Origin of the sequence: Paenibacillus sacheonensis (assembly GCF_009909195.1) — a bacterium.
Classification (GTDB): Bacteria; Bacillota; Bacilli; order Paenibacillales; family Paenibacillaceae; genus Paenibacillus_Z; species Paenibacillus_Z sacheonensis.
Genome location: NZ_JAAAMU010000001.1, coordinates 205,301 through 226,707, shown reverse-complemented (window position 1 = coordinate 226,707; position 21,407 = coordinate 205,301). Strand labels below are relative to the sequence as shown.

The window sequence follows — 21,407 nt, the reverse complement described above, 5'->3', positions numbered from 1 at the left end:
AAATCCTCCCCGCCGATGCGGCGGGAAGGATTGCTGCGCAAGCGGGTTGTCCCTTGTCCCGTTTAGAAATCGTAACGCTTCAGCCACAGTCCGCAAACCGTCGTCCAGTTCCCCACATGCGGATCGCGCTCGGCCAATCCCATGCCGTGCGGACCCTTCTCGTAGACGTGCAGATCGAACGGAACGCCTGCGCGGCTCAGCGCAGCCGCGAACAACAGCGCGTTCTCGACCGGCACGGCGGCATCGTCGGACGTGTGCCACAGGAAGGTCGGCGGCGTGTCCGCCGTCACTTGAAGCTCGGTGCTCATGCGCGCGACCAATGCCGCGTCCGGTTCGTCGCCGAGCAGATTCGCGAGCGAGCCCGAGTGGCCTGCCGGCCCCATCGAGATGACCGGATAGCAGAGGATGGCCGCGTTCGGCCGGCTCGACATCCGGTCGATCGGATCATCCGCTTCCAGTCTTCCGGAATCGTACAGCGTTGCAGCGGACGATGCCAGGTGGCCGCCGGCGGAGAAGCCGAGAATGCCGATCTTCTCCGGGTCGATGCCGTATTCTGCCGCGTGCAGGCGCACGTAGCGGATCGCCCGCTGCGCGTCCAGCAGCGGACTCGGATGCTTGTACGGCGCAACGCGGTAGCGCAGCACGAAGGCGCTGATGCCGATGCTGTTCAGCCACAGCGCGATGGGCTCGCCTTCATGGTCCGCCCGCATGCCGTAGCCGCCGCCCGGACATACGATGACCGCGCCTTTGCTGCCCGCCGCCGGATAAGGCGTCAGCGCGGGACGGTCTTCGTCCGTCGTTCCGGCCGCGTAGGGTGCTCCCTCCGGCCAAAGCTCGATTAAGGCGTTCTCAGATCCAGCCATTTGATTTCCTCCATCGTGAGCGGTATAGTCGTCGCTTCCTGGCAGGATTTCATCTCCGCTTCATTGCGCGCGCCGATGATCGCCGCAGTCGGGAACGACTGATTCAGCACGTACGCAAGCGCGATCTGAATCGTGGAATAGCCTTTCTGCTTGCCGAGCTCCTCGGCGCGGCGATAACGCTCCCAGTTGTCGTCGTTATAGAATACGCGAACGAGATCGGCGTCCGAACGGTCTTCCGGCGTGAAACGGCCGGTGAAGAAACCGCGTGCCTGGGAGGACCAGGAGAAGAGCGGCAGTTCGGTATTCTCATGCCAAGAGAGGATCGCGTCGTCTACGCTGATGCAGTCCGCCCAGTAAGGTTCCTGCGCTTTGCCCAGGCTCAGGTTCGGGCTGCTGAACTCGAAGCCGCGCAGGCCGTGCGCCGCCGCATATGCATTGGCTTCCTGCAGGCGCGCCGTCGTCCAGTTGGAACCGCCGAACGTGCGGATGCGGCCCGCTTCGATATGCTCGTTCAGAATCTCCACGATCTCGCCGACCGGTACGTTCGTGTCGTCGCGGTGAAGCGCGTAGACGTCGATGTAATCCGTGCGGAGACGCTCCAGGCTGACCATCAGCTCGTCGTAAATGGCCTTCTTGTTCACCTGCGGCACGCCGTTATGCGGATGGCCGCCCTTCGTCCATACGTTGATGGATGCGCGGTTCTTCCGCTCCTCCATCCACATGCCGATGGCCTGCTCGCTTTTGCCGCCGTAATAGATGTACGCGGTGTCAATCGTATTGCCGCCGATCGCCGTGAAAGCATCCAGATTGCTGCTGACCAGCTCGTAAACCTCCGGCGCGAAATAATCGGAGCCCATGATGAGTTGGGAGACGCCTTGATTTAATCCGGGAAGTGCGATATGTTTCATTGGTTGTTAACTCCTTCTCGTTAGATTATAGCGTTACGCGTTTGCGGGAATACGCGGATTCCAGGCAAGCGTCGATGACTTTCATATTCGCGACGGCGTCGGCCGGGGCGAACCGCACCGGCTGCTCTCCCCAAACGTTGCGGGCAAAAGCATCGGCCTGCAGCGCATACTGGTTCAACGACGGCTGTTTCACTTCGCGCTTGCCGTCCTTGGTGATTACGTAGTACTCGGCATCGCCGATGAAGGCGGAAGGCACCTCGATGCGGCCCTCCGTGCCAAGCACTTCAAGCGTGTTGCGGAACGCCGCCCACATGCCGCAGTCGAACGTCAGCGCGACGTTGTTCGGGAATTCCAGGATGCCGGATGCCATCATGTCGACATTGTCATGCTCGGGAGAGATCAGGGCATGAACCGTTGCGGCTTCGGGTTCCGCGCCGAGAATCAGCCTTGCCGCGCTGATCGGATAGCAGCCGACGTCATACAAGGAACCGCCGCCCCAATCTTTGCGGTAGCGAACGTTCTTGGCGTCGCCGGCGTTGTTGAACGTGAAAGCGCCGTGTATGCCGCGGATTTCTCCGATTTCGCCGGAATCGATGATCGCTTTGATTTCATCATAACGCGGATGGTTGCGGTACATGAACGCTTCGGCAAGATGCACGTCGTTCTTCTCTGCCGCATCCGCCATCCGCTGCGCTTCCTCGGCGTTCAACGCGATGGGCTTCTCGCAGAGCACGTGCTTGCCCGCTTCCATGGCACGGATCGACCATTCCATATGCAGGTGGTTCGGCAGCGGGATATAGATGGCGTCGATATCTTGATCCGCCAATATTTCTTCATAGCTTCCATAGGCTTTCGCTATGCCAAGCTTAGCTGCCGTTTCTTCGGCCTTGGCCGAATCGCGGCTTGCAATCGCTGTCACTTCTCCGGTTTCGGAAAGCTTGATGCCTGGAATAACGGAGTGGACGGCAATGCCGGCACAGCCGATGACGCCCCAGCGTAATTTACGGGTCAATTTGATAGCCACCTTTAACGATAGAATGAATTCGTCCCTAGTATAGTCCATTCCGATATGGGAAGAAATATAAAACAACAACATTTTCATATAACAATCATGTCGAATTTGTATATTCACCGTTCGTTCATCGTTCATTCAGCGTACTCCCATGATTTCAATCGCAGAAAGTAGGCCTCTCACTTGGAAAACCTCTTAGAGCTGCTCATTATGCGTTATGGCTATATCGGCTTGACCCTGGCTCTGTCGCTCGGCATCGTCGGCATCCCCGTTCCGGACGAAGCGCTGCTCACCTATTCGGGCTATCTCGTCGGCGAAGGCAGGCTTCTGGCGCCGCTGGTCGTCTTAAGCGCTTTTCTCGGCGCCGCGATCGGCATTACCGCCAGCTACGCGATCGGCAACCGTCTCGGACTGCCGTTTCTGCTCAAATACGGCCCCCGCCTCCATCTCTCGTCCGCCAAAATCGAACGCGCGCAAGGCTGGATGAACCGTTACGGAAAATTGCTGCTGTTCGTCGGCTTCTTCATCCCAGGCTTCCGTCACGTGACGGCGTATATGGCCGGCATGTCGCGCTTCAAGCTTCGGACGTTCCTGCTCTACGCTTACGCAGGCGCTCTCGTTTGGAGCACCTTGTTCGTCTACGTAGGTTATATGCTTGGCGAACGCTGGGAGAGCGTCAAGACGTATGTCCATCATAACGGACGAACGCTGTTGTTCGTCGCGTGCCTGCTTGCGCTTCTGGGCATGTTCTTCCGGGCGGTCATGAATGCCCGCAAAGTGAAAGCCTAACGAAGCTATGCCGAACGCATACGGCCCGGGTCTCGATATCGAGGCCCGGGCCGTATGCATTCATTGTCGATCCAACATTAGCAAAAGGCGCTTGATTTATGATTAGCCTTTGTTTCAGCCCTTGTTTTAGCCCTTGTTTTAGCCTTTGTTCTAACCTTAGCTAGTGGATTAGCCATTGTCCTCGTCCCTGGTCGCGATCACGATGCCGAAGTGAGCTGCCAGCGCCTCGTCGTACTCGGCTTGCGTCGAAGGCGCAAGCACGGTCACGCTTCCGTTCCGGAATAACCGAATTTCTCGGCCGACGCCGGTATTGCGGCCCTCCGGCGTGCAAATCGCCAGCTTGGCTTCCGTTCGAAACGGCGAATCCGGCGCGTATTGGCACCAATAACTGGCGAAGAGGTAATCGTCGGCCAGCTGCGGCTCTTCCGTGAAGGAATAGACGCGGCCCCATTCGCCCTTCTTCCGCTCGCTCAGAAACCACCCGAATGCGGCGTCGCGGTCGAGCCGGTAAGCTTCTTCTCCCTGCTCTTGGACCAGCCCGTCCTCCAGCAGGAGCGGACGCCGCGGCACGCTGCCGCCGACGCCGACATCGCATAGATACGACCGTCCTTCCGCCTCCACCTTCAGCACGTGATGGCGCCGCTTGGGCGGAAGCAGCGTCTCGTCCCGCCAGAACCGCGCTACGAGGTTCGTAACGGAAAAGCCCAGCTCCTGCAGCAGCCAGCTGAACATCGCATTCAGTTCGAAGCAGTAGCCGCCGCGGCGTCTAAGGACGATCTTATCCCATAAGCGTTCGGGGTCAAGCGACAACGGCACGCCGTTCAAAATATCCAAGTTCTCGTAGGGCACCGCCAGCAGATGCGCCTGCTGCAGCAGGGCCAGCATCTCCGCGCTCCCGTCCACCGGCCCCTCGTAAGCGATCCGTTCCAAATACGCGGCCGCGGCCGGTTTCATGATTTGCTCCATCTTCATCCCGCTCCTCTATCTTCCCATTCAGCCTGGCGGCTGTCCCTGAATCCGCATAGACAACTGTTCCTTGCCGTGCCATAATCATCCTATCCCACCGGACAAGAGGATGGATCCGTTCATGACGATATTCAAAGGCGATATGTTTTTTAACCAGAACGACTTTCCGTTCTTTATCGAGCGCTACATCATTCAGAAGAACGAATATATTCCGTCGCACACGCATGATTTTATCGAGCTTGTGTTCGTCGTGGAAGGCAGCGCGCTGCATGAAATGTCCGGTAACGCCTACCAGCTTGCGGCAGGGGACGTATTCGTCGTGGAACCGAATGTCTATCACAGCTACACGTGCGCGCCGGACAAGGACGCGATCGTATACAACGTGCTGTTCGACGCGGCATTCCTGCAGCGGGAAATGGAAGTGCTGCAGCAGATGCCGTCCTTCATCAACTTCTTCTATCTGGTGCCTTTTCTTCGGAAAAGCCATTCGTTCGTGCCCTACCACCCGCTGCAGCCTACGCAGAAGGTTCAGATCCAATCGCATCTGCAAACGATCTACGAGGAGTTCAAGCAGCGCCGCGAAGGCTACCAGCTCGTCATCAAGACCCGGTGGATCGAATGCCTCGTCTGGCTCAGCCGGTTCCACCAAGAAAACCGAGACTCCGGGCTGCGACCGAGCGTCAGCGACCGCGCCTGGATGGACTCCATCATCCATTACGTGGATCAACACTACTACCAGCCGCTGACCTTGCAGCAGCTAAGCCGGCTGAGCGGCATGAGCGTCTCGTCGTTCACCGCCAAATTCAAGGAAGCCGCCGGCATGAGCCTGCTCGATTACAAGCATACCGTGCAAATTCGCCATGCGTCTACCCTCCTCCTGACATCGGACAAAAAAGTCCTCGACATCGCCCACGAGACCGGCTTCGGCGACATCAGCTTCTTCAATCGCATCTTCCGCAAGCATACCGGCTTCTCGCCGCGGGAATTCCGCGCAGGCGGGCCTCGGTCTTGAATCATGAACAGAAGAAAGGAGCTGCGCCCGCAGCTCCTTTATCGCATTGATATATTCTTTTGGAAGCAGGACCGGTATCGGCCGCGTTATCGACGAACCCGTCGACCCCATTCTTCGACACGAGCATCGCACACGGCTAAGTCGCGCCTTTTTTCGCCACGCACTTCGTTATAATCTCCGATACGGACTTCATCTGAATCGGCTTGCTGATGTAATCGTCCATGCCCGCGGCGATATATTTCTCCCGGTCGCCCTTGACGGCGTGCGCCGTGACGGCAACGATGACTGGAGCTTTCTCGGATGGCAAGCTCTCCTTGATCATCCGCGTCGCTTGGAGCCCATCCAATAACGGCATCTGAATGTCCATGAAAATAATATCGTACGGATGGCGGTTGACCGCTTCGATCGCCTCCTCGCCGTTCGCGACGACCGTCGTATTATAGCCGAGCTTTTCGATCATTTTCTTGATGACCATCTGATTGACTTCGTTATCTTCGGCAATCAAGATGCGGAGCGGGTTGTTCGGGAGCTCTTCCTCCGTCTCCGCGTGATGCGGACCGCTCGAGTGAGGCACGGTTTTGAAACGTCCGGTGAATACGAAGGTCGAACCCGCTTGATCCCCATTTTGCTCATGCCAGATCTCGCCGTCCATTAAATGAACAAGCTTCTTGCAGATCGCAAGCCCAAGACCCGTTCCTTCGAACTTGCGCGTCATGAAATAATCGACTTGGTAGAACGGATCGAACAAGTGGGCGACTTTGTCCGGCTCAACGCCCAGCCCGGTATCCCTGATGGCAAAACGAAGCTTGATCTTATCTTCCTCGACCGCATCGCAATAGACGGCTATCGAGACCGCCCCGTTGGGCGTAAACTTGATCGCGTTGCTGAGCAGATTCATCAGCACCTGCCTGACCTTCGTCACGTCGCCGAGCACCATCGTCGGCACGTTGGACGCGACGGAGGTATTCAGCTCCAGGTTCTTCTCCAGCGCCTTGGGTAAAATGACGTTCAGCGTGTCCGACAAGGTCGCCCTCACGTTGAACGTTTCCTCCACGATGTCCGATTTACCCGATTCGATCTTGGAGAAGTCGAGGATATCGTTAATGATCGCGAGCAGCGTGGTGCCGCTTTTCTTAATGATTTGAATAAACTCGTTCTGCTCCTCGTCCAGGTCGGTTTGCAGGAGCAGGTCGGTCATGCCGATGACGCCGTTCATCGGCGTCCGGATTTCGTGGCTCATCATCGCCAGAAAGTCGCTCTTCGCCTTGTTCGTCTTCACCGCGGCTTCTTTCTCGACGATCAGCCGTTTCTGCTCCGTCATATCCTTGGCAATTAAGTAGAAGCCCACGTTCTTGCTGTGAATAATGATGGGCGCGACCGTGGCCAGCACTTCCACATGATGGCCATCCTTGTGAAGAATCGCGTTGATCTCGCTTTCCACCGTCGCGTAATCCTCGCCCACCGAGAGCACGTTGCGCAAATTGGTCTCGCCGATCAAACGAGCGATATTCATTCCGATCAAATTCGGTATCTTATAGCCCGTCAGACGTTCGGCCATCATGTTGCCGTTAATGACCGTGCCGTCCAAGCTGAACGATACGATCGCATCGTGATTGTATTTCTTAAGCGACGTGTAACGCTCGATGCTCTCCTGCAGCTTAAGCTCCATCGCCTTGCTGCTCGTAATGTCGAGCACCTGCGTAATATAATAGAGCGGCCTGCCGTCGTTCTCGTCGCGGACAAGCGATACATGCAGGGAGATCCATATCTTCGATCCGTTCTTGTGCTTGAACTGTTTCTCGATTTTGAAGGGCTGCGTAATGCCTTCGTATAATTCCTGAAGCAGAAGCGCATTGATAACGGCATCGTCCGAGTGGATAAATTCCGTTGCAGGCCGGTTCATTAGTTCTTCTTCCGTAAAGCCTAAAATGTTACATACCGCCGGATTAAGGCCGATCCACTCACCTTGAACCGATATGAGCGCGATTCCGATCGGCGCATGCTTGAACACATGCTCATAAACCGATTGTTGACCGACAACGTCCACATCCTGCATGCCGTTTAACCTCCTGATGACCCCATTAACTTTATTTCCAATATTATGCTTCAAATTTCACCCGCATTAATGATAATACACGTTTGCCGATGTTTTGAATCATCGGCGTTCAATCGTTATTCCCTTTGTTCGCCCGGACGGACAGCCATTGCGGCAGTGCAGCCAGCGCGTTCCGTTCCCAGTCGCAGAAGCCCGCAAGGTCCTGATCCGACAATCCTTCTCCCTCATCCGTCGAATCGTCGACCCAGAACGATCCGTTCTCGGCGTACGATTCCTCGATTTGCCGAATAGTCAGCTTAGCCGAGGCGATTGCGTTGACCATATCCTGCATGCGCCACTTATAGGTTGGCACCTCTCCGAACGGGCCAACCGCATCGTAGGGTTTGACCACCTGGATCCGATCTCGAACCGCGGTTCCGAAGGGACGCATGAATGGGTGAATATCAAACATGATATATGCGCCGTTCTGCTTCAGCACCCGCTGAATATGGCGATACATGGCGTTTAAATCGTCAATCCATACATGGACGCCGTTAGACGTGTAGACCAAGTCGTATTCGTTATCCTTTATCTTGGACAGCTGCATCGTATCCTCGCACCGAAATTCAATCTCCCAACCGCGTGCTTCCGCAATCGTTTGCGCGCTTTCCAATTGCTTAACGGAGATATCGCAGGAAGTCACTTCGGCCCCCATGAGATGAAAGGCAAATACGGCATGATTGTCTCCGCTCGACGGAACCAGCACTCGCTTGCCTCGCAGATCGGGCACGGCCTCTCGGATCATGGCGTAAGTCACGGGGTGAAATACGGACTCGGGAGCTGCCAGGATGCCGGCTATGGCTTCCTCTGTTCTGTATTTCCAATACCAGGTCTCGGCCCATTGATTCCAGCTCTGCTTGATTACATCGACATGACTGCCCATTTAAATTCCTCCCCTTTATGAAAGCAACGGTCATCGATCATCATTATCCAATCTGCGTTCTTCTATAGAAAGGGGGAAAATACATTTAATTATTCTCGCCAGTTCGTTGCTTAATTAAGCCCTATGAATAACTAAGCTATATGAATAAAGTATCAACCTGCCTCAAAAAAACGAAAGCTGCCGGAACGATGCCGGCAGCCTTCTCATGATCGGTTATTCGAAGCGAATCAAGAAATAATTTTTTTTGCCGCGGCGCAGCACGACGTATTTGCCGTGCAGGCGGTGCTCCGCTTGAACGACGGCTTCCAGGCTCGTCAGCTTCTCGCCGTTGACGGAAACAGCGCCGCTCTCGATGTCCTGCTTCGCCTGGCGCTTGGACGGGGCCGCTCCCGCCTCGATCATCAGATCGACCAACAGGCGATCCGCCTGATCGGTAATGACCGTCGTCGGCAGATCCTGCAGCGCCTCCACGAGCTCGGCTTCCGTCAGCTTCGTAATATCGCCGGAGAACAGCGCCTGCGTAATCTTCTCCGCGCTCTCCACGGCTTCTTCGCCGTGCACGAGCCGCGTCACTTGGCGTGCAAGCTCGCGCTGCGCCGCGCGCTTCTCCGGACGCTCCTTAAGCTCGTTCTCCAGCTCCTCGATGTGCGCCGGAGTCAGGAACGTGAAGTACTTCAGGAATTTGACGACGTCGCTGTCGTCCGTGTTCATCCAGAATTGGTAGAAGTGGTACACCGACGTTTTGTTCCGGTCGAGCCAGATCGCGCCCGATTCGGATTTGCCGAATTTCTTGCCGTCGCTCTTGGTGACGAGCGGCATGGTCAGTCCGAACGCGCCGGATTCGCCCATTTTGCCGATGAGATCCAGACCGGCCGTAATGTTGCCCCACTGGTCGCTGCCCCCGATCTGCAGCGCGCAGCCATGATCTTGACGCAGCTTCAGGAAATCGTAAGCTTGCAGGATCATGTAGCTGAACTCGGTAAACGAGATGCCGTTCGACAGGCGCGAATCGACAGAATCCTTGGCGAGCATGTAATTAACCGTGAAATGTTTCCCTACGTCTCGGAGGAAGGAGATCACGTCCAGCTGCGAAATCCAATCGTAATTGCTCACGAGCTTGGCCGGGTTGTGCTCCGCTTCGAAGTCCAGGAAGTTCGACAGCTGCCGCTTCAAGCTGTTCGTCCATTCCGCTACCGTATCCGCCGTGTTGAGCGAGCGCTCCGACGAACGGCCGCTCGGGTCGCCGATCAAGCCCGTGCCGCCGCCGACCAGCGCGATCGGAACGTGACCGGCGTTCTGGAACCGGCGCAGCATCAGAATCGGCAGCAGGCTCCCGATATGCAGGCTGTCCGCCGTCGGGTCGAATCCGCAGTACAGCAGGACGCGTTCATCCTGCAGTTTGGCGCTCAACCCTTCCCGATCGGTGACCTGATGAATCAGTCCCCTGTAATCCAAATCCTCCAATAAGGCCGCTTGGCCGGTTGCGATGTCTTGTGCCATATCCATATCCTCCTATAGTTACGTACTAAAAACGAACTCAAACCGAACTCAAAAAGACCCGCCCCTGTCATAGACAGGGACGAGTCATCGCGGTACCACCCTAATTGAATACGCAAGCGCGCATTCCACTCTGCCCGGTAACGGCGGACGGCCGTCTCTCCCTTCCGCGCGGCGCGCGGGTTCGGGACAAGAAGCTCGGGGAGGTAATTCGCGTTCAATCAAGTACCGGCTTGCACCAACCGCCGGTTCTCTGGAAGCATGAGCTGAACGCTACTGAATCCCTTCATCGCTTGATCATGGATGAATCGATACATCCACTTTAGTAGACATGGATCGACTTGTCAACTTCCGCGTCTAGCCAAGCGGCCTGCGGCGCCGTTACTTGCCCAGCACTGCGTTTCGGTCGTCACCGCTTCGCCGGAACGCAGCGATTGCTGCATCGCAAGCGCCAAATAATGATCTTGGCAGGCTTCCGCCAGCGAATAGAAATCAGGACCGCCCGCAGCATAGTCCGCCATTCGCGCCAGGCATTCCGCGATCGCGATCTCGTCGTCGGTCAGCCTGGCCGGCGCCGTGGCGTTCGTATAAACGACTTGTTCGCCGCAGTGCAAGCCTTTCAGATAGAAGCCCTCCAAATTGCCATCGAGCCCCGTCTGCTGACGCGTCAGCTGCACGTGCACCGGCGTTAGATGGTCTAGCAGGTAACGGATATCGAAATTATTGATCTCCCCTCGTTCGCCTCTCACGAGCAGACGCGGCGAGCGAATCCAGGAGAAATATTGGTCCCCCGTAAAATCATAAGAACCATAGCGGTCGCCGAAATCAAAAGCAGCCATCACTTGGCTGGAATCCACGATGCGATGCTCCTGCGGCGGACCCGAGCGGCCCGATCCCTCCACGATCTGCGATACGAACGCCGACGCGCGGATGACCGCGTTCTCGAAGCCGATATCCAAGTACCTGCGCATCAGGCTGATGCCATGGTAATCGTGCGCGGCCGATACCTGCGCCTGCGTCACGCGGCCCAGACGGCCGGATCGGACGATCGCCAGCCGCCCGGCATGATTGGGCTGAAAGGCATACTGTTCCGCGACTTGAATCCTTCCCCGTCCGGCGGTCTGCCCGTACAACGAGATCATCTCCTCCAGCGTCTCGGCCGGCGGCGTCTCGCAAAGCACGGGTACATCGCGCCGGACCAGCTCCAGCATGATGGACGGAGCGACCTTTCGCGGTACGCTGACGACGACAAATTCCAGCTCTGCCCGATCAAGCAGCGCATCCACGGTGCGGTAAGTCGGAACGTTCCATTGCCGCTCGAAAGCCGCTCCCTTGTCAGCGTCCCGGACGACGACGCCCGTCACCTGAAATCGCTCGGGCAGCGCCTTGGCGATGCGCAGGAAGAACTCGGTTCGCCAGCCGCCGCCGACAATCCCGAAGCCGACCGCGCTCATAGCTGCCTCCCGTTCCGGCCGCCGCCGATGCCGGAATAAGGGATGCCCGGAATCCAATCCCGACCCGCGGAAGGCGGTTCGAACGCGTCGACGGGGAAGGTAACCTTGCAGCCGCAGCGAGCGGACAAGTAGGCGCCTTCGACGATTTCGAGCGCGGCGAGCGAACTGACCGCGAGTCCGTAATCGGCCGTGTCCCGCTCGATCTCGTCGGCCATCGTTTCCAACAGGCGCCGATGGCCGGTAACCGCGAATTCTTCGGGCATGATCAGCTCGCCCGCCGGATGCGCTTCGTTCAACAGGATGTAGCCGTCTTCCCAGCCCCAGAATTCGATCGTTCCTTTCGTGCCCACGATGCGGAACAGCGTCTCCTTGCCTTCGCAATTGATCTGCACCTCGTCGCCCGTTATCATGACGACGCGAATCCCGCTTCGGGTCTGCGCATACGTAACGGCCACCGTCTCCACCTGCATGCCGTCCCTGTACGTGCGCGTGCTCGTATCGGCCTGCGCCATGACATAAGCGAGCGGCTCGATGCCGGTCAGCTGCACGAAGAAGTTCAGCCAGTGAATGCCGGCGTTGATAATATCCCATCGGGTGCATTGAATTTCCAGCAGCTTGAATTCGCCGATCTCGCCGCGCCGCACCCTGCCGATAACTTCCGTTTGGGTCGCCTTCGTCAGCATGCCATGCGGCACCGTCATCGGTATTCCGCGGCTCTGGATCGCTTGCAGGATCGCGCGGCCGGACGCGACGGTATGGCCGAGCGGTTTCTCCACGAGAATTCCTTTCAGCGGCAGCTTCAAGGCGTCCAGCGTGACCTCCTCGTGCGAAGGCGGAAACGTGCTGACGCATACGATATCCGTAGGACATGCGGCCAGCATTTCCCGGTGATCGGTAAACGTTTGAATAGCCGGGTACATCGCTTGCAACTGCTCGCAGATGTCGGGCCTCAGATCGGCAACGGCTTTCAGCTCGTAACGATCCGAATCGGCAAGCGCTTTCATGCTCAACTGACCGCCTTGCCCGCCGCCCACGACGGACGCCGTTAATTTAGTCATGCATGCAACTCCTCTCGTTATGTACATCGTCCAGGCTTCGCTCCCGGCATCCCGGGCTCGAAACCTGAAGCGCCTTATTCTTTATACTGCTTCTCCGTTGGAGCCGGCAACTCCTGCGGGCAGCCCGGCCTTCGCGGCAGTTTTCGCTTCGGCTTTCGGCCCGTCGGCCTCTTTCCCTGTGCCCGCGCGCCTGCCGCCGAGCTTGAATACCAGCATGCCGGCTACGATGACGAGCACGCCGATCAGTCTGCCGGGCGTCAGGTCGACCTTGGTCAAGCCCAGCCAGCCCTGCGAGTCCAGAACCAATGCGCAGACGAGCTGGGAAGCAAGCGACAGCGAGACGGCATACGTTGGCCCGAGACGCCTGATTCCCTGCATGAGACAAGTGACCACGCCGACGCCGATCAGGCCGCTGAAGAAGAACCATGCCTTCGCATGCTCCAAGCTGAACATCGCCCGGCCTTCCAATATCAAGCCGAGCGTCAAGGAGGCCGCAAACCCCAATCCCAATACGAGCGTCGTCGTCACCCAAGAACCCGCTTGTCCGTTTACCTTGCTATTGAATATTGTCTGCAGGCTGACCAACGAGCCCGCGATAAGTGCGATGAGGAAGCCTTGCAGCATGGTTTCATTCTCCCTTCCTATTCATTCGGTCTATGATTCGTAGATATTATGATTGGCGCGCACGCTCAAGCCCGCTCTATCCTTGACGAGAATCATGCCCTTCGTCCGCTCGATCAGACCGTCCGCGGCGAATTGCCCTAAGACCCGGTTCACATGCCGATAGCTGGTGCCGATCAGATGAGCCGCATCCCGCAGACCGGAGGTGCTTATGCTGCCGCCGGATTCCGGTTCCGCATCCGCGAAAGCGACGGAAAGCAAATAACCGGCAAGCCGCACGTCTACCGGCTGCATGAGATTAAAGCTCATCGTCAAGGACTTGGCATAGAACTTGCGCGAAATATTCGTTAACAGAAATTGCAGAAACGGCGCATGGTCGCCGGCATGACTCCGAAGCCGCTTATAGGGAATGCTAATCATCTCCACGGACGAGACCGCTTCGACCGTATTGAGAATCGCCGCATCCTGCACGTATTCGATATCGCCGATCGTATCGACCGGCGTCTTGAACGAGAGGATGAGCGTGCGTCCCTCCGCGGAGTCGGTATAGATCTTGATCTTCCCCTTCACGAGGACATACAGCGTGTGCGACGGATCGCCTTGGGAGCAGATCAGCTCTCCTTGTTTGTAGCGATCGAGCGACATATGCGGCCGCAGCGCTTCATGGAATACGCTGCTTAGCCCGTGAAGCTGCAAGTAATGCCCGACTTCCCTTCCGTCTTGAATTTCATTCAAATGTTCTTTTCCCCTTTCGACTCCTGCCCGAAACCGACGCCAAGCGTTCCCATTTGACCGCCTACGCCTAATTCAGCCCTAGTATGACCACGCCGGCTGCCATTATCCCGATCCCGATGAACTGCGGCGGCTTGACCTTGAGCTTCGCGAGATCGAACCAACCGCGGCTGTCGATGACGAAGGTCAGCAGCAGTTGGGCGATCATGACCGCGGATATCGTAACGGCGGCTCCGACCCGGTGCATGGCCGCGACGTTACCGAATATAATAACCGCTCCGAAGGCGCCGCTCGATAGATACAACGGCTTGACTTGCTTCAGGCTGCGCCAGCTTCTGTCCCGAACCGCGAGCGTAATGACCAGCGCCGCCGCGAACCCGGTCAATTGCGTGAGCGCGGCCGTCTGCCAAGTGCCGATCCCTTCGCTGATGCGCGAATTGGCCGCTCCCTGCAGCGCGATGAAGACGCCGCCCAAGCAGGCGAATAAAATGCCTCTCACGAATGATTCACTCCTCGATATCTCTTCTCCTTTAAATAATGGCTGCTTTGGCGCTTACAGTGAAGGACATATGTCCCTGACCGCTCCAAGATGCGAATTCGGGCGCTGCGCGGACGGCAAAAAGCCCCGAACCTCGCCGGTTCAGGGCATACCTAAGCAAATACGTTCTAATCGATGCGTTTCCGGGGAGCTAGTCGGCCTTGCCTTGCAGCGTGAAGCGATAGGAATAGCTCTTATCCGCCGGCAATAAATAGGGTTCGTGCGGCTTCGAACCCCAGCTGTCGTCGCCGCCGACGCCCATTTGCCGATAATTGACGCGAACGACCGTCGTGTCGCTGGCAGGCAGCTTATGCGCATGATCGCTGGCTTCCAGCTCGAAAGGGGTATACGGCAGCGCGTTCAGCTCGAAGATCGGATGTCCTGCGATGTGCAATGCGGCTCCGCTTGCATTCGAGATCGCGGCACGGCGCACGTCCATCTTATTGCCGCATTCCTGCGGTCTTAGGTAAGGCACGAACTGGTCTGCAACTTTACCTTGATGGATGCCGATTTTGGCGCTGAGCTGACGATCCCAGTACGATTCATGCGGTCCTTTGCCGTACCATTCCAGGTCCGCGAACGAGCCGTCCATGCCGAACATCAGGCCGATTTCGGGTATTTCCGGCAGACGGCTCCCCGGATCCAGCCGCAGCTGCACTTCAATCGCTCCGCTGCCGAGAACCGTATACGTCACCTTGCAAGCCGATTCCGATGTTGTCGGCAGCACGTAATCGGCATGCACGATGACGCGGTCGGCCAGCGGTTCCCAACGCAGCGAGCAAAGCATGCGTTCTTCGCCTGCGCTTCTCCAGGTCGCGCAGCGTTCATGCTGTTTATTGCCGCGGTCATTATCCGTGTAGGCCCGCCAGAAGTTCGGCGCGAGCGCGCCTTTGAGAAATTCGGTTCCGCCGACGCTATAAGAAACCAAGCTGCCGTTTGCCGTATCGAACCGGGCACTGAAGCGATGGCCGCTTACGATCAACGAACCGGATTGAACCATGGCATTCACGGGACCGCAGCTCTTCATGGGCGCAATCACGGCGGTAACGGGCTTCGCGACGGGAAGAACGAATTGTTCGAAGGCCACCTCATGACCCGCTTCCGCCCACTTCTCGGCTTTCTTCGTTACGAAGCTGATCGTAAGCACCGCTTCTCCCCTCTGCTCCGGTTTCGGGAGCGCAAGCGTGATCTCCTTGCTGGCGAGTGGCGCGACCGAGACATTAAGATGGCCTTCCGCATAGGCGGCGCCGTCTACGGCAATCGACCACTGGAGCAAATACGCATCCGTATTCGTAAATAAGTTCTTATTCGCGATGCGGTAGATGCCCCGCGCGCCGTCCACTTCGGAAATGTCAATATTTTGGTAGCATTTCTTGGCTTCGATCAGCTTCGGCGAGACGGAACGGTCGGCTAGAAGAAGACCGTTGCCGCAGAAGTTGCCGGAATGAGGGGTCTCGCCGAAATCTCCGCCGTACGCCAAATATCTCTTGCCGTCCGCTTCGGTCTTCCAGAGGCTTTGGTCTACCCAGTCCCAAATAAATCCGCCTTGGAGCACGGGATACCGATCGAACAATTCGGTATACAGATGCAAACCGCCGAGGGAATTTCCCATGGCGTGGCTGTACTCGCACAGGATATACGGCTTCTTCGGTCCGGGCGCGTTCGCGTACGCGATCAAGCCGCTCGGCCTGACGTACATGTAACTCTCCACGTCCGTCGCATCGGCGGATGCCTTCCAATTCACGACGCCTTCATAATGAACGACCCGCGTCGGGTCCGCCTCACGCAGGAAGTCATGCATCCGGACGAAATTATCGCCGCCGAACGCCTCATTGCCAAGCGACCACATGACGATCGAAGGATGGTTCTTGTCCCGCTGCATCATGGAATTCGCGCGGTCGATGACGTTCGCCGTCCATTCCGGCTTGCTGCCGGGCACCGTCGTCGGAAGCAGCTCGGTCTGACCGCCGCTCCAAGTGCCGTGCGTCTCCAGGTTGGTTTCGTCGATCACGTAGATGCCGTATTCGTCGCACAGCTCGTACCACAACGGATTGTTCGGATAATGGGCGGTACGTACGGCATTGATATTGTACGCCTTCATGAGTTTGACGTCCGCGAGCATGTCTTCGAGCTTCATTACGCGGCCGCCGTCGACGCAAAACTCATGGCGATTGACGCCCTTGAACACGATTCGTTGCCCGTTGATGAGCATGAGTCCGTCTCGGATCTCGAAACGACGGAACCCCGTCCGCGTACTGATCGTCTCCAGCAGCTCCCCGTTCCGATGCTTCAAGCTGAGCACGAGCGTGTAGAGATGCGGTTCCTCGGCGCTCCATTTCAACGGATTGGCGACAGGGGCCGATAACTCGACCTGCGCTTCCGCGATCCCGGCGCCAAGGGCTGCCGATCCCGTCATCGGCTCCGCGAACACGGCCTTTTGCCTGGCATCGTACAACTGCGCTTCGAGCGTGATCGAACCCAGATCGGCTTCCCGATGATTCATCAACGTCGCTTTCACGTTGAGCTTCGCGTCCGTGCAGGCTTCATCAAGCTCCGTAGACACGAAGAAATCGTACACATGCGCCTTCGGCACCGTATACAGGTAAACATCGCGAAATATACCGCTCAGCCGCCAGAAATCCTGATCCTCCAGCCAGCTCGCATCGCACCACCGATAGACCTCGACCGCAAGCTTATTCTCGCCGGGTCTCAAATAGGGGGTAAGGTCGAATTCAGCCGGCGTAAACGTATCCTCGCTGTAGCCCGCAAGCTCGCCGTTGACCCATACGTAGAAAGCGGATTCCACGCCTTGGAAGCTGATGAATACAGGCTGCCCCTGCCAATGATCCGGCACCGCGAACGTACGGGCATACGAGCCGACAGGGTTATACAGCGTAGGCGCGAACGGGGACGCCAGCTCCGGCTCCGACGTCTCCCACGGGTAGCGGACATTCGTATACTGCGGGTAATCGTAACCCTGCAGCTGCCAGTGTCCGGGTACCTCGATATCGGGCCAATCCGCATGATCGAAGCCTTCCTCGCAGAAATTCCGAATTCGCTTGGACGGGTTCTCCGCGAAAGCGAATTTCCACGTGCCGTTCAGCGACATATAGCTGCGCGAAGCGGTGCGGTCGTTCTTGAGCGCTTCTTCCACGGAATCGAAAGGGATCAGCGTGGCGTGCGCTTTCATGCGATTCAGCTCGAAAATATCCGGATTATTGTTCCACTCCGGGTAGCCGTTCGCCGGCGGCGTATACGTAAATTTCGGTTTCATTATCGGCAGCCTCTTTCGTCATGTACAGACGTCCGTCATGAACGCATGTCCTGTTTTTTAACTATAATTTTCACTATAATTAGCCGGATTAAGGATGTATATATAAAATAAAACACGGCCATGCAATAAAAATCCCTGTCGTTTTGAACGGGTCCACGCAGGATGCGGCGAAAATTACGAATGTACTTATCGTTGCGGAAATTTAAGGTAACCGCCCGCATGCAAGCTAAAAAAACCGTCCCCGCGCGAGTATGCGCGGAGACGGTTTTCTGGATTTTCGCGTGTGATTCTTAGCTAAACGATATGATTCATTATGATCGATGAATGATGAACCGATGAGCGATGAATGATGGACAATCGCGACGAGCGCATCACGTTTAAAGGTAACTGCAAGGCGTATTAACGATACGCTTCGCTGCCTCTGAACGGCATATGTTCGCCTGGGACGAACCGCGGCTTAGGCAGGTAGTCGTTTATCCCCTCCACCGGTTTGCCTCGCAGCAGAAAGCCGCTGTGCCATGGCGTCACCTTGATGCGCGTCGAGGTCGGGATATAGCGAATCGTAAGTCCGGCGCGGCGCATCGGCGACAGATTCGCGTTGGAGCCGTGAATCACGTTCGGATGATGCACGGAGACGCTGCCTGCGGGGAGGACGATGTCGACGGCCGACGATTCGTCGACCAGCGACGAATCGATCGCCGAGCCGAGCACGTTCTCCACGTCGTTACGGGCGATCATCTCCTGCAGATCCATATGCTGCGTGCCGGGAATGACCCGCATGCAGCCGTTCTCGGGAACGGAATCGTCCACCGCCAGCCACAGCGTAACGACGTCCATCGGCTCCAGCGGCCAATAGCTTCCGTCTTGATGCCACAGAACGGGCTGGCCGTCATAGGCCGGCTTGCTGATATAATGCGTGGCGAACAACGCGATATCCGGCCCGATAAAAGCTTCCGCGATGTCCAGCAGGCGCTCGTCGCTGATCAGCCGATGCCAGAACGGATCTTTCCCCATCAGGTCGGAATGGTACTGTTCCGGACGGAGATCCGGGTATTTCGCCGCCAGCCAGTCCAGATGCTCCCTCGTCTCGCCGATAAGCGCTTCGTCCAGCACGTTCGGCACCTGAACGTATCCTTGCTCGTCGTACTGCGCGCGCAGCGTTTCTTTTGCCGTCATAACCATCGCTCCCTATAGGTGCATCTTATTCCTCAGTATAAGGGCGGATCGGATGCCTTGTCTTTGTTTGAAAGCGCCATCTTTTTGCAAATAACTGACATCCTGCAGGTAATAGCGGATCGATTTACAAACGCCGCACATGCCGCTCTTGCCGCTCTTGCCGCTCTTGCCGCTCTTGCTCGCCGCTTTAGTCAAGCTTACGAAAAACAAACCTAATCACCCTGCAGCGGTTAACGGTTGCACGGAACGCTAATCGGTTCAAAAAGGCCTATTCTTTGCGCTAACGGTTGTCAGAAGGCTTATTGCGCGATTTTCCCATGCAAATCAACCCTTTTGGCGAAATAGCTTCTGTCACAGCCGTTAGCGTTTATTTAGCCGCCTTTTTCGACGATTAGCGACGCTGGCAGCCGTTAGAGTTCAGCCGCATTCACGATCAACGTTCGGGAAGGCTTCCTTCGCTTGCCGAACTCCCAGCATACAGCGCTTACTCCACGATCTACGCCCAAAAGCCCGGACGGCTGTCCGGGCTTTTGGCTTTAGATGCGGCTTATTTCGCGCTCCACAATTCCACGCGGTCTTTAACATACTTCTCGTAGCCGTCTTCCATTTTCTCGACGCCGGCTTTCTTCAGCTCTTCCATGTACGAATCCCATACCTTGTCGAAATCGGCAGGCTTCGCAAGGATCGCTTCCGGAACCCGTTTCCACGTGATGTCGCGCATTTTTTGACCCAGGATCGTCACGTCGTCTTCGCCAGGGATGGAGATGTTCCAAGCCGCGCCGTACGATTTGACCTTGAATTCGTCCTCTTTCGGGAACAGATCCTTCCAAGTCGTCGCTTTGTACGCAGCCAAGGTTTCCTTCTCAACGTCGCTGTAGCCGTTGACCAATTGCTCAGGGAAGTTCTTCGTGTAGTAGTTGCCGGATGGATCCTTGGCGCCGTCGCCGTAATGCGCCATGATGTTCCAGTAGAAGCCGATGCCGGTTTCTTTCGTGAATGCCGTGTTGTCGTTGTTGATGCGGTCTTGTACTTCCTTCGGAACGACGCGTTTGCCGTTCTCCATGACGTAGTGCTTGCCTTCGATACCCCAGTTGTTCAGGATTTGGCCTTCGTCGGAAGCGAGGAAGTCCAGGAACTTGATGGCACGGACAGGGTCTTTACACGTGCTGGAGATCGCGATGCCGTAGCCGCCCATGAAGCCCGTAGGCCAGAACGACGTATCCTTGTAGTCCTTCGTCAACGTAACCGGGTAGTGTCCGTACGTTTGGTCGAATTTGCCGGCCGTCTTCAGCGCTTGCTGCGCGTCGTTGTAATCCCAATCCTGATCGATCAAGCCGAGCACGCGGCCCGTCGCGACTTTCGCTTTATACTGGTCGTATTTTTGCACGAAGCTTTCTTGGTCCAGCAAACCTTCGGCGTTCATGTGGTTCAGCCAGCGGAAATATTCCTTCTCTTCCGGACGACGGAAGTGGTACGTGACTTCGTTCGTGTCCTGATTGATGAAGTATTCGCCGTCATCGGAGCCGCCCGTCGCCAGGAATGCCGGGTTCGTGACGGAGATGTACATATGCCAGTCGTCGGCGTTCAGGGACAGGCCGATGTTTTTGTTGCCGTTCTCGTCCGTCGGGTGCTTCGCCAGGTAGTCCTTCATGACCTTCTCGTAATCCTGTACCGTACGGATCTCCGGATAGCCCGCTTCCTTCACGACGCGGTGCTGCAGCTCGAAGCCGCCGCCGGCGACGAAGCGCTGTTCGTCCGCGGCTGCCCAAGTCGGGATCGCGTAGATGGCTTGGTCGTCATTGGTGTATTTGGCCCGCACCATATAATCGCCGAGCACTTTCTTGATGTTCGGTGCGTATTTATCGATGAGATCGGTCAAATCAAGCACGGCGCCGGCGTCTACCAGCTTGCCGATGTCGCCTTTCGCCGCGATTAGATCCGGATATTCGCCGCTCGTCGCGATCAGCGCGACCTTCTGCGCAGGGTCGCCCACCGCGAATTCGGCATCCAGCGTCACGCCGGTCTTCTTCGTGATTTCCTTGGACACTTCGTCCTGCATGTTGTTCCAATTCGGATTCGGGTCTTCGCTGAAATAGGAGAACGTGATCGGGGACAGATCTTCCGCCGCATCCTTCCCGTCATTCGCGCCAGCGTTGGCATTTTTGTTCGAGTTGCCGTTCGTCGTCGCGGCGTTCCCGTCGTTGGCCGCGTTAGTGCCGTTATTGCCGTTGTTGCCGTCATTGCCGCAAGCCGCCAGCATTCCCGTCAGAAGCACTAGCGAAAGAGCCATCGATGCTTTCTTCGAAATCCCTCGTTGCATGTTGCAAACCCTCCCATATGAATCTCTGAAATTATATTGTATAAACAGGAAGCCTGTAGATACCGTGCGTGGTGGTAATGGTTGTGCCGGGTTGTCAGTTGAAGTTTGTGTAGTTCGCGTCTGGTTCGCTTAGGTGTGCTTTGCTGTTCGCTGTTCAAATGCTGATGAACGTTGTGTTGCAGCTGTTTGTGAGTCGATTGTCATGTGCT

The 21,407-nt window shown here is 56.8% G+C and carries 18 protein-coding genes and 1 other annotated feature; of the genes, 3 read left to right on the top strand and 15 right to left on the bottom strand.

The annotated features are described in order from the left end of the window. Positions 1-62 precede the first annotated feature (62 nt). The 3 genes from GT003_RS00825 to GT003_RS00815 are packed head-to-tail and all read right to left on the bottom strand — an operon-like array spanning position 63 to position 2,783. Complete coding sequence (locus GT003_RS00825; RefSeq protein ID WP_161693426.1) at positions 63-863, bottom strand: alpha/beta hydrolase; 801 nt, start codon at positions 861-863, stop codon at positions 63-65. Beyond that, positions 839-1,771, bottom strand: coding sequence for an aldo/keto reductase (locus GT003_RS00820; RefSeq protein WP_161693424.1), 933 nt, complete (start codon positions 1,769-1,771; stop codon positions 839-841). Before GT003_RS00820 ends, GT003_RS00825 begins: the two co-directional genes overlap by 25 nt. Positions 1,772-1,796: 25 nt before the next feature. Then, positions 1,797-2,783, bottom strand: coding sequence for a Gfo/Idh/MocA family protein (locus GT003_RS00815; protein ID WP_239565660.1), 987 nt, complete (start codon positions 2,781-2,783; stop codon positions 1,797-1,799). Positions 2,784-2,966: 183 nt separating this feature from the next. Between GT003_RS00815 and GT003_RS00810 the strand changes: the two genes are divergently transcribed. Next, a complete protein-coding gene (locus GT003_RS00810; protein WP_239565661.1) occupies positions 2,967-3,572 on the top strand; it encodes a DedA family protein in 606 nt (201 codons plus the stop codon). A gap of 168 nt (positions 3,573-3,740) precedes the next feature. Here the strand turns inward: GT003_RS00810 and GT003_RS00805 are convergent, their stop codons facing one another. Then, positions 3,741-4,544, bottom strand: a complete 804-nt coding sequence (locus GT003_RS00805) for an arylamine N-acetyltransferase family protein (protein WP_161693422.1) — start codon at positions 4,542-4,544, stop codon at positions 3,741-3,743. A 115-nt stretch (positions 4,545-4,659) separates the two neighbouring features. Between GT003_RS00805 and GT003_RS00800 the strand changes: the two genes are divergently transcribed. Next, positions 4,660-5,550, top strand: coding sequence for a helix-turn-helix domain-containing protein (locus tag GT003_RS00800; RefSeq protein WP_161693420.1), 891 nt, complete (start codon positions 4,660-4,662; stop codon positions 5,548-5,550). Positions 5,551-5,686: 136 nt separating this feature from the next. Here GT003_RS00800 and GT003_RS00795 read toward each other — a convergent pair whose 3' ends face one another. The 10 genes from GT003_RS00795 to GT003_RS00750 form a co-directional block, all read right to left on the bottom strand. After that, entirely contained in the window at positions 5,687-7,606 is a 1,920-nt protein-coding gene (locus GT003_RS00795; RefSeq protein WP_161693418.1) for a PAS domain S-box protein, read from the bottom strand. Between the two features lie 109 nt (positions 7,607-7,715). After that, complete coding sequence (locus tag GT003_RS00790) at positions 7,716-8,528, bottom strand: class I SAM-dependent methyltransferase (RefSeq protein WP_161693415.1); 813 nt, start codon at positions 8,526-8,528, stop codon at positions 7,716-7,718. Between the two features lie 213 nt (positions 8,529-8,741). Then, complete coding sequence (gene tyrS / locus GT003_RS00785) at positions 8,742-10,028, bottom strand: tyrosine--tRNA ligase (RefSeq protein WP_161693413.1); 1,287 nt, start codon at positions 10,026-10,028, stop codon at positions 8,742-8,744. 72 nt (positions 10,029-10,100) lie between these two features. Further along, positions 10,101-10,324, bottom strand: a binding site (T-box leader). Between the two features lie 45 nt (positions 10,325-10,369). Beyond that, positions 10,370-11,479, bottom strand: coding sequence for a Gfo/Idh/MocA family protein (locus GT003_RS00780; RefSeq protein WP_161693411.1), 1,110 nt, complete (start codon positions 11,477-11,479; stop codon positions 10,370-10,372). Next, on the bottom strand, positions 11,476-12,537 hold the full coding sequence (locus GT003_RS00775) for a Gfo/Idh/MocA family protein (protein ID WP_161693409.1): 1,062 nt from the start codon (positions 12,535-12,537) through the stop codon (positions 11,476-11,478). The genes GT003_RS00780 and GT003_RS00775 overlap by 4 nt, the downstream gene beginning before the upstream one ends. 81 nt (positions 12,538-12,618) lie before the next feature. After that, positions 12,619-13,161: a DMT family transporter gene (locus GT003_RS00770; RefSeq protein WP_161693407.1), complete on the bottom strand. Its 543-nt coding sequence runs from the start codon at positions 13,159-13,161 to the stop codon at positions 12,619-12,621. A gap of 30 nt (positions 13,162-13,191) precedes the next feature. Then, complete coding sequence (locus tag GT003_RS00765) at positions 13,192-13,893, bottom strand: Crp/Fnr family transcriptional regulator (RefSeq protein ID WP_161693405.1); 702 nt, start codon at positions 13,891-13,893, stop codon at positions 13,192-13,194. Between the two features lie 67 nt (positions 13,894-13,960). Continuing rightward, the gene (locus tag GT003_RS00760) at positions 13,961-14,389 is read right to left on the bottom strand and encodes a DMT family transporter (RefSeq protein WP_161693402.1); all 429 of its coding nucleotides are present in this window, start codon (positions 14,387-14,389) and stop codon (positions 13,961-13,963) included. Positions 14,390-14,579: 190 nt separating this feature from the next. Continuing rightward, on the bottom strand, positions 14,580-17,702 hold the full coding sequence (gene lacZ / locus GT003_RS00755; protein ID WP_161693400.1) for a beta-galactosidase, LacZ type: 3,123 nt from the start codon (positions 17,700-17,702) through the stop codon (positions 14,580-14,582). 399 nt (positions 17,703-18,101) lie between these two features. After that, positions 18,102-18,878: a phytanoyl-CoA dioxygenase family protein gene (locus GT003_RS00750; RefSeq protein ID WP_204798875.1), complete on the bottom strand. Its 777-nt coding sequence runs from the start codon at positions 18,876-18,878 to the stop codon at positions 18,102-18,104. Between the two features lie 57 nt (positions 18,879-18,935). On the opposite strand from GT003_RS00750, the gene GT003_RS00745 reads away from it, so the two are divergent. After that, on the top strand, positions 18,936-19,094 hold the full coding sequence (locus GT003_RS00745) for a hypothetical protein (RefSeq protein WP_161693396.1): 159 nt from the start codon (positions 18,936-18,938) through the stop codon (positions 19,092-19,094). A gap of 331 nt (positions 19,095-19,425) precedes the next feature. Here GT003_RS00745 and GT003_RS00740 read toward each other — a convergent pair whose 3' ends face one another. Continuing rightward, positions 19,426-21,198, bottom strand: coding sequence for an ABC transporter substrate-binding protein (locus GT003_RS00740; protein ID WP_239565662.1), 1,773 nt, complete (start codon positions 21,196-21,198; stop codon positions 19,426-19,428). Positions 21,199-21,407 lie beyond the last annotated feature (209 nt).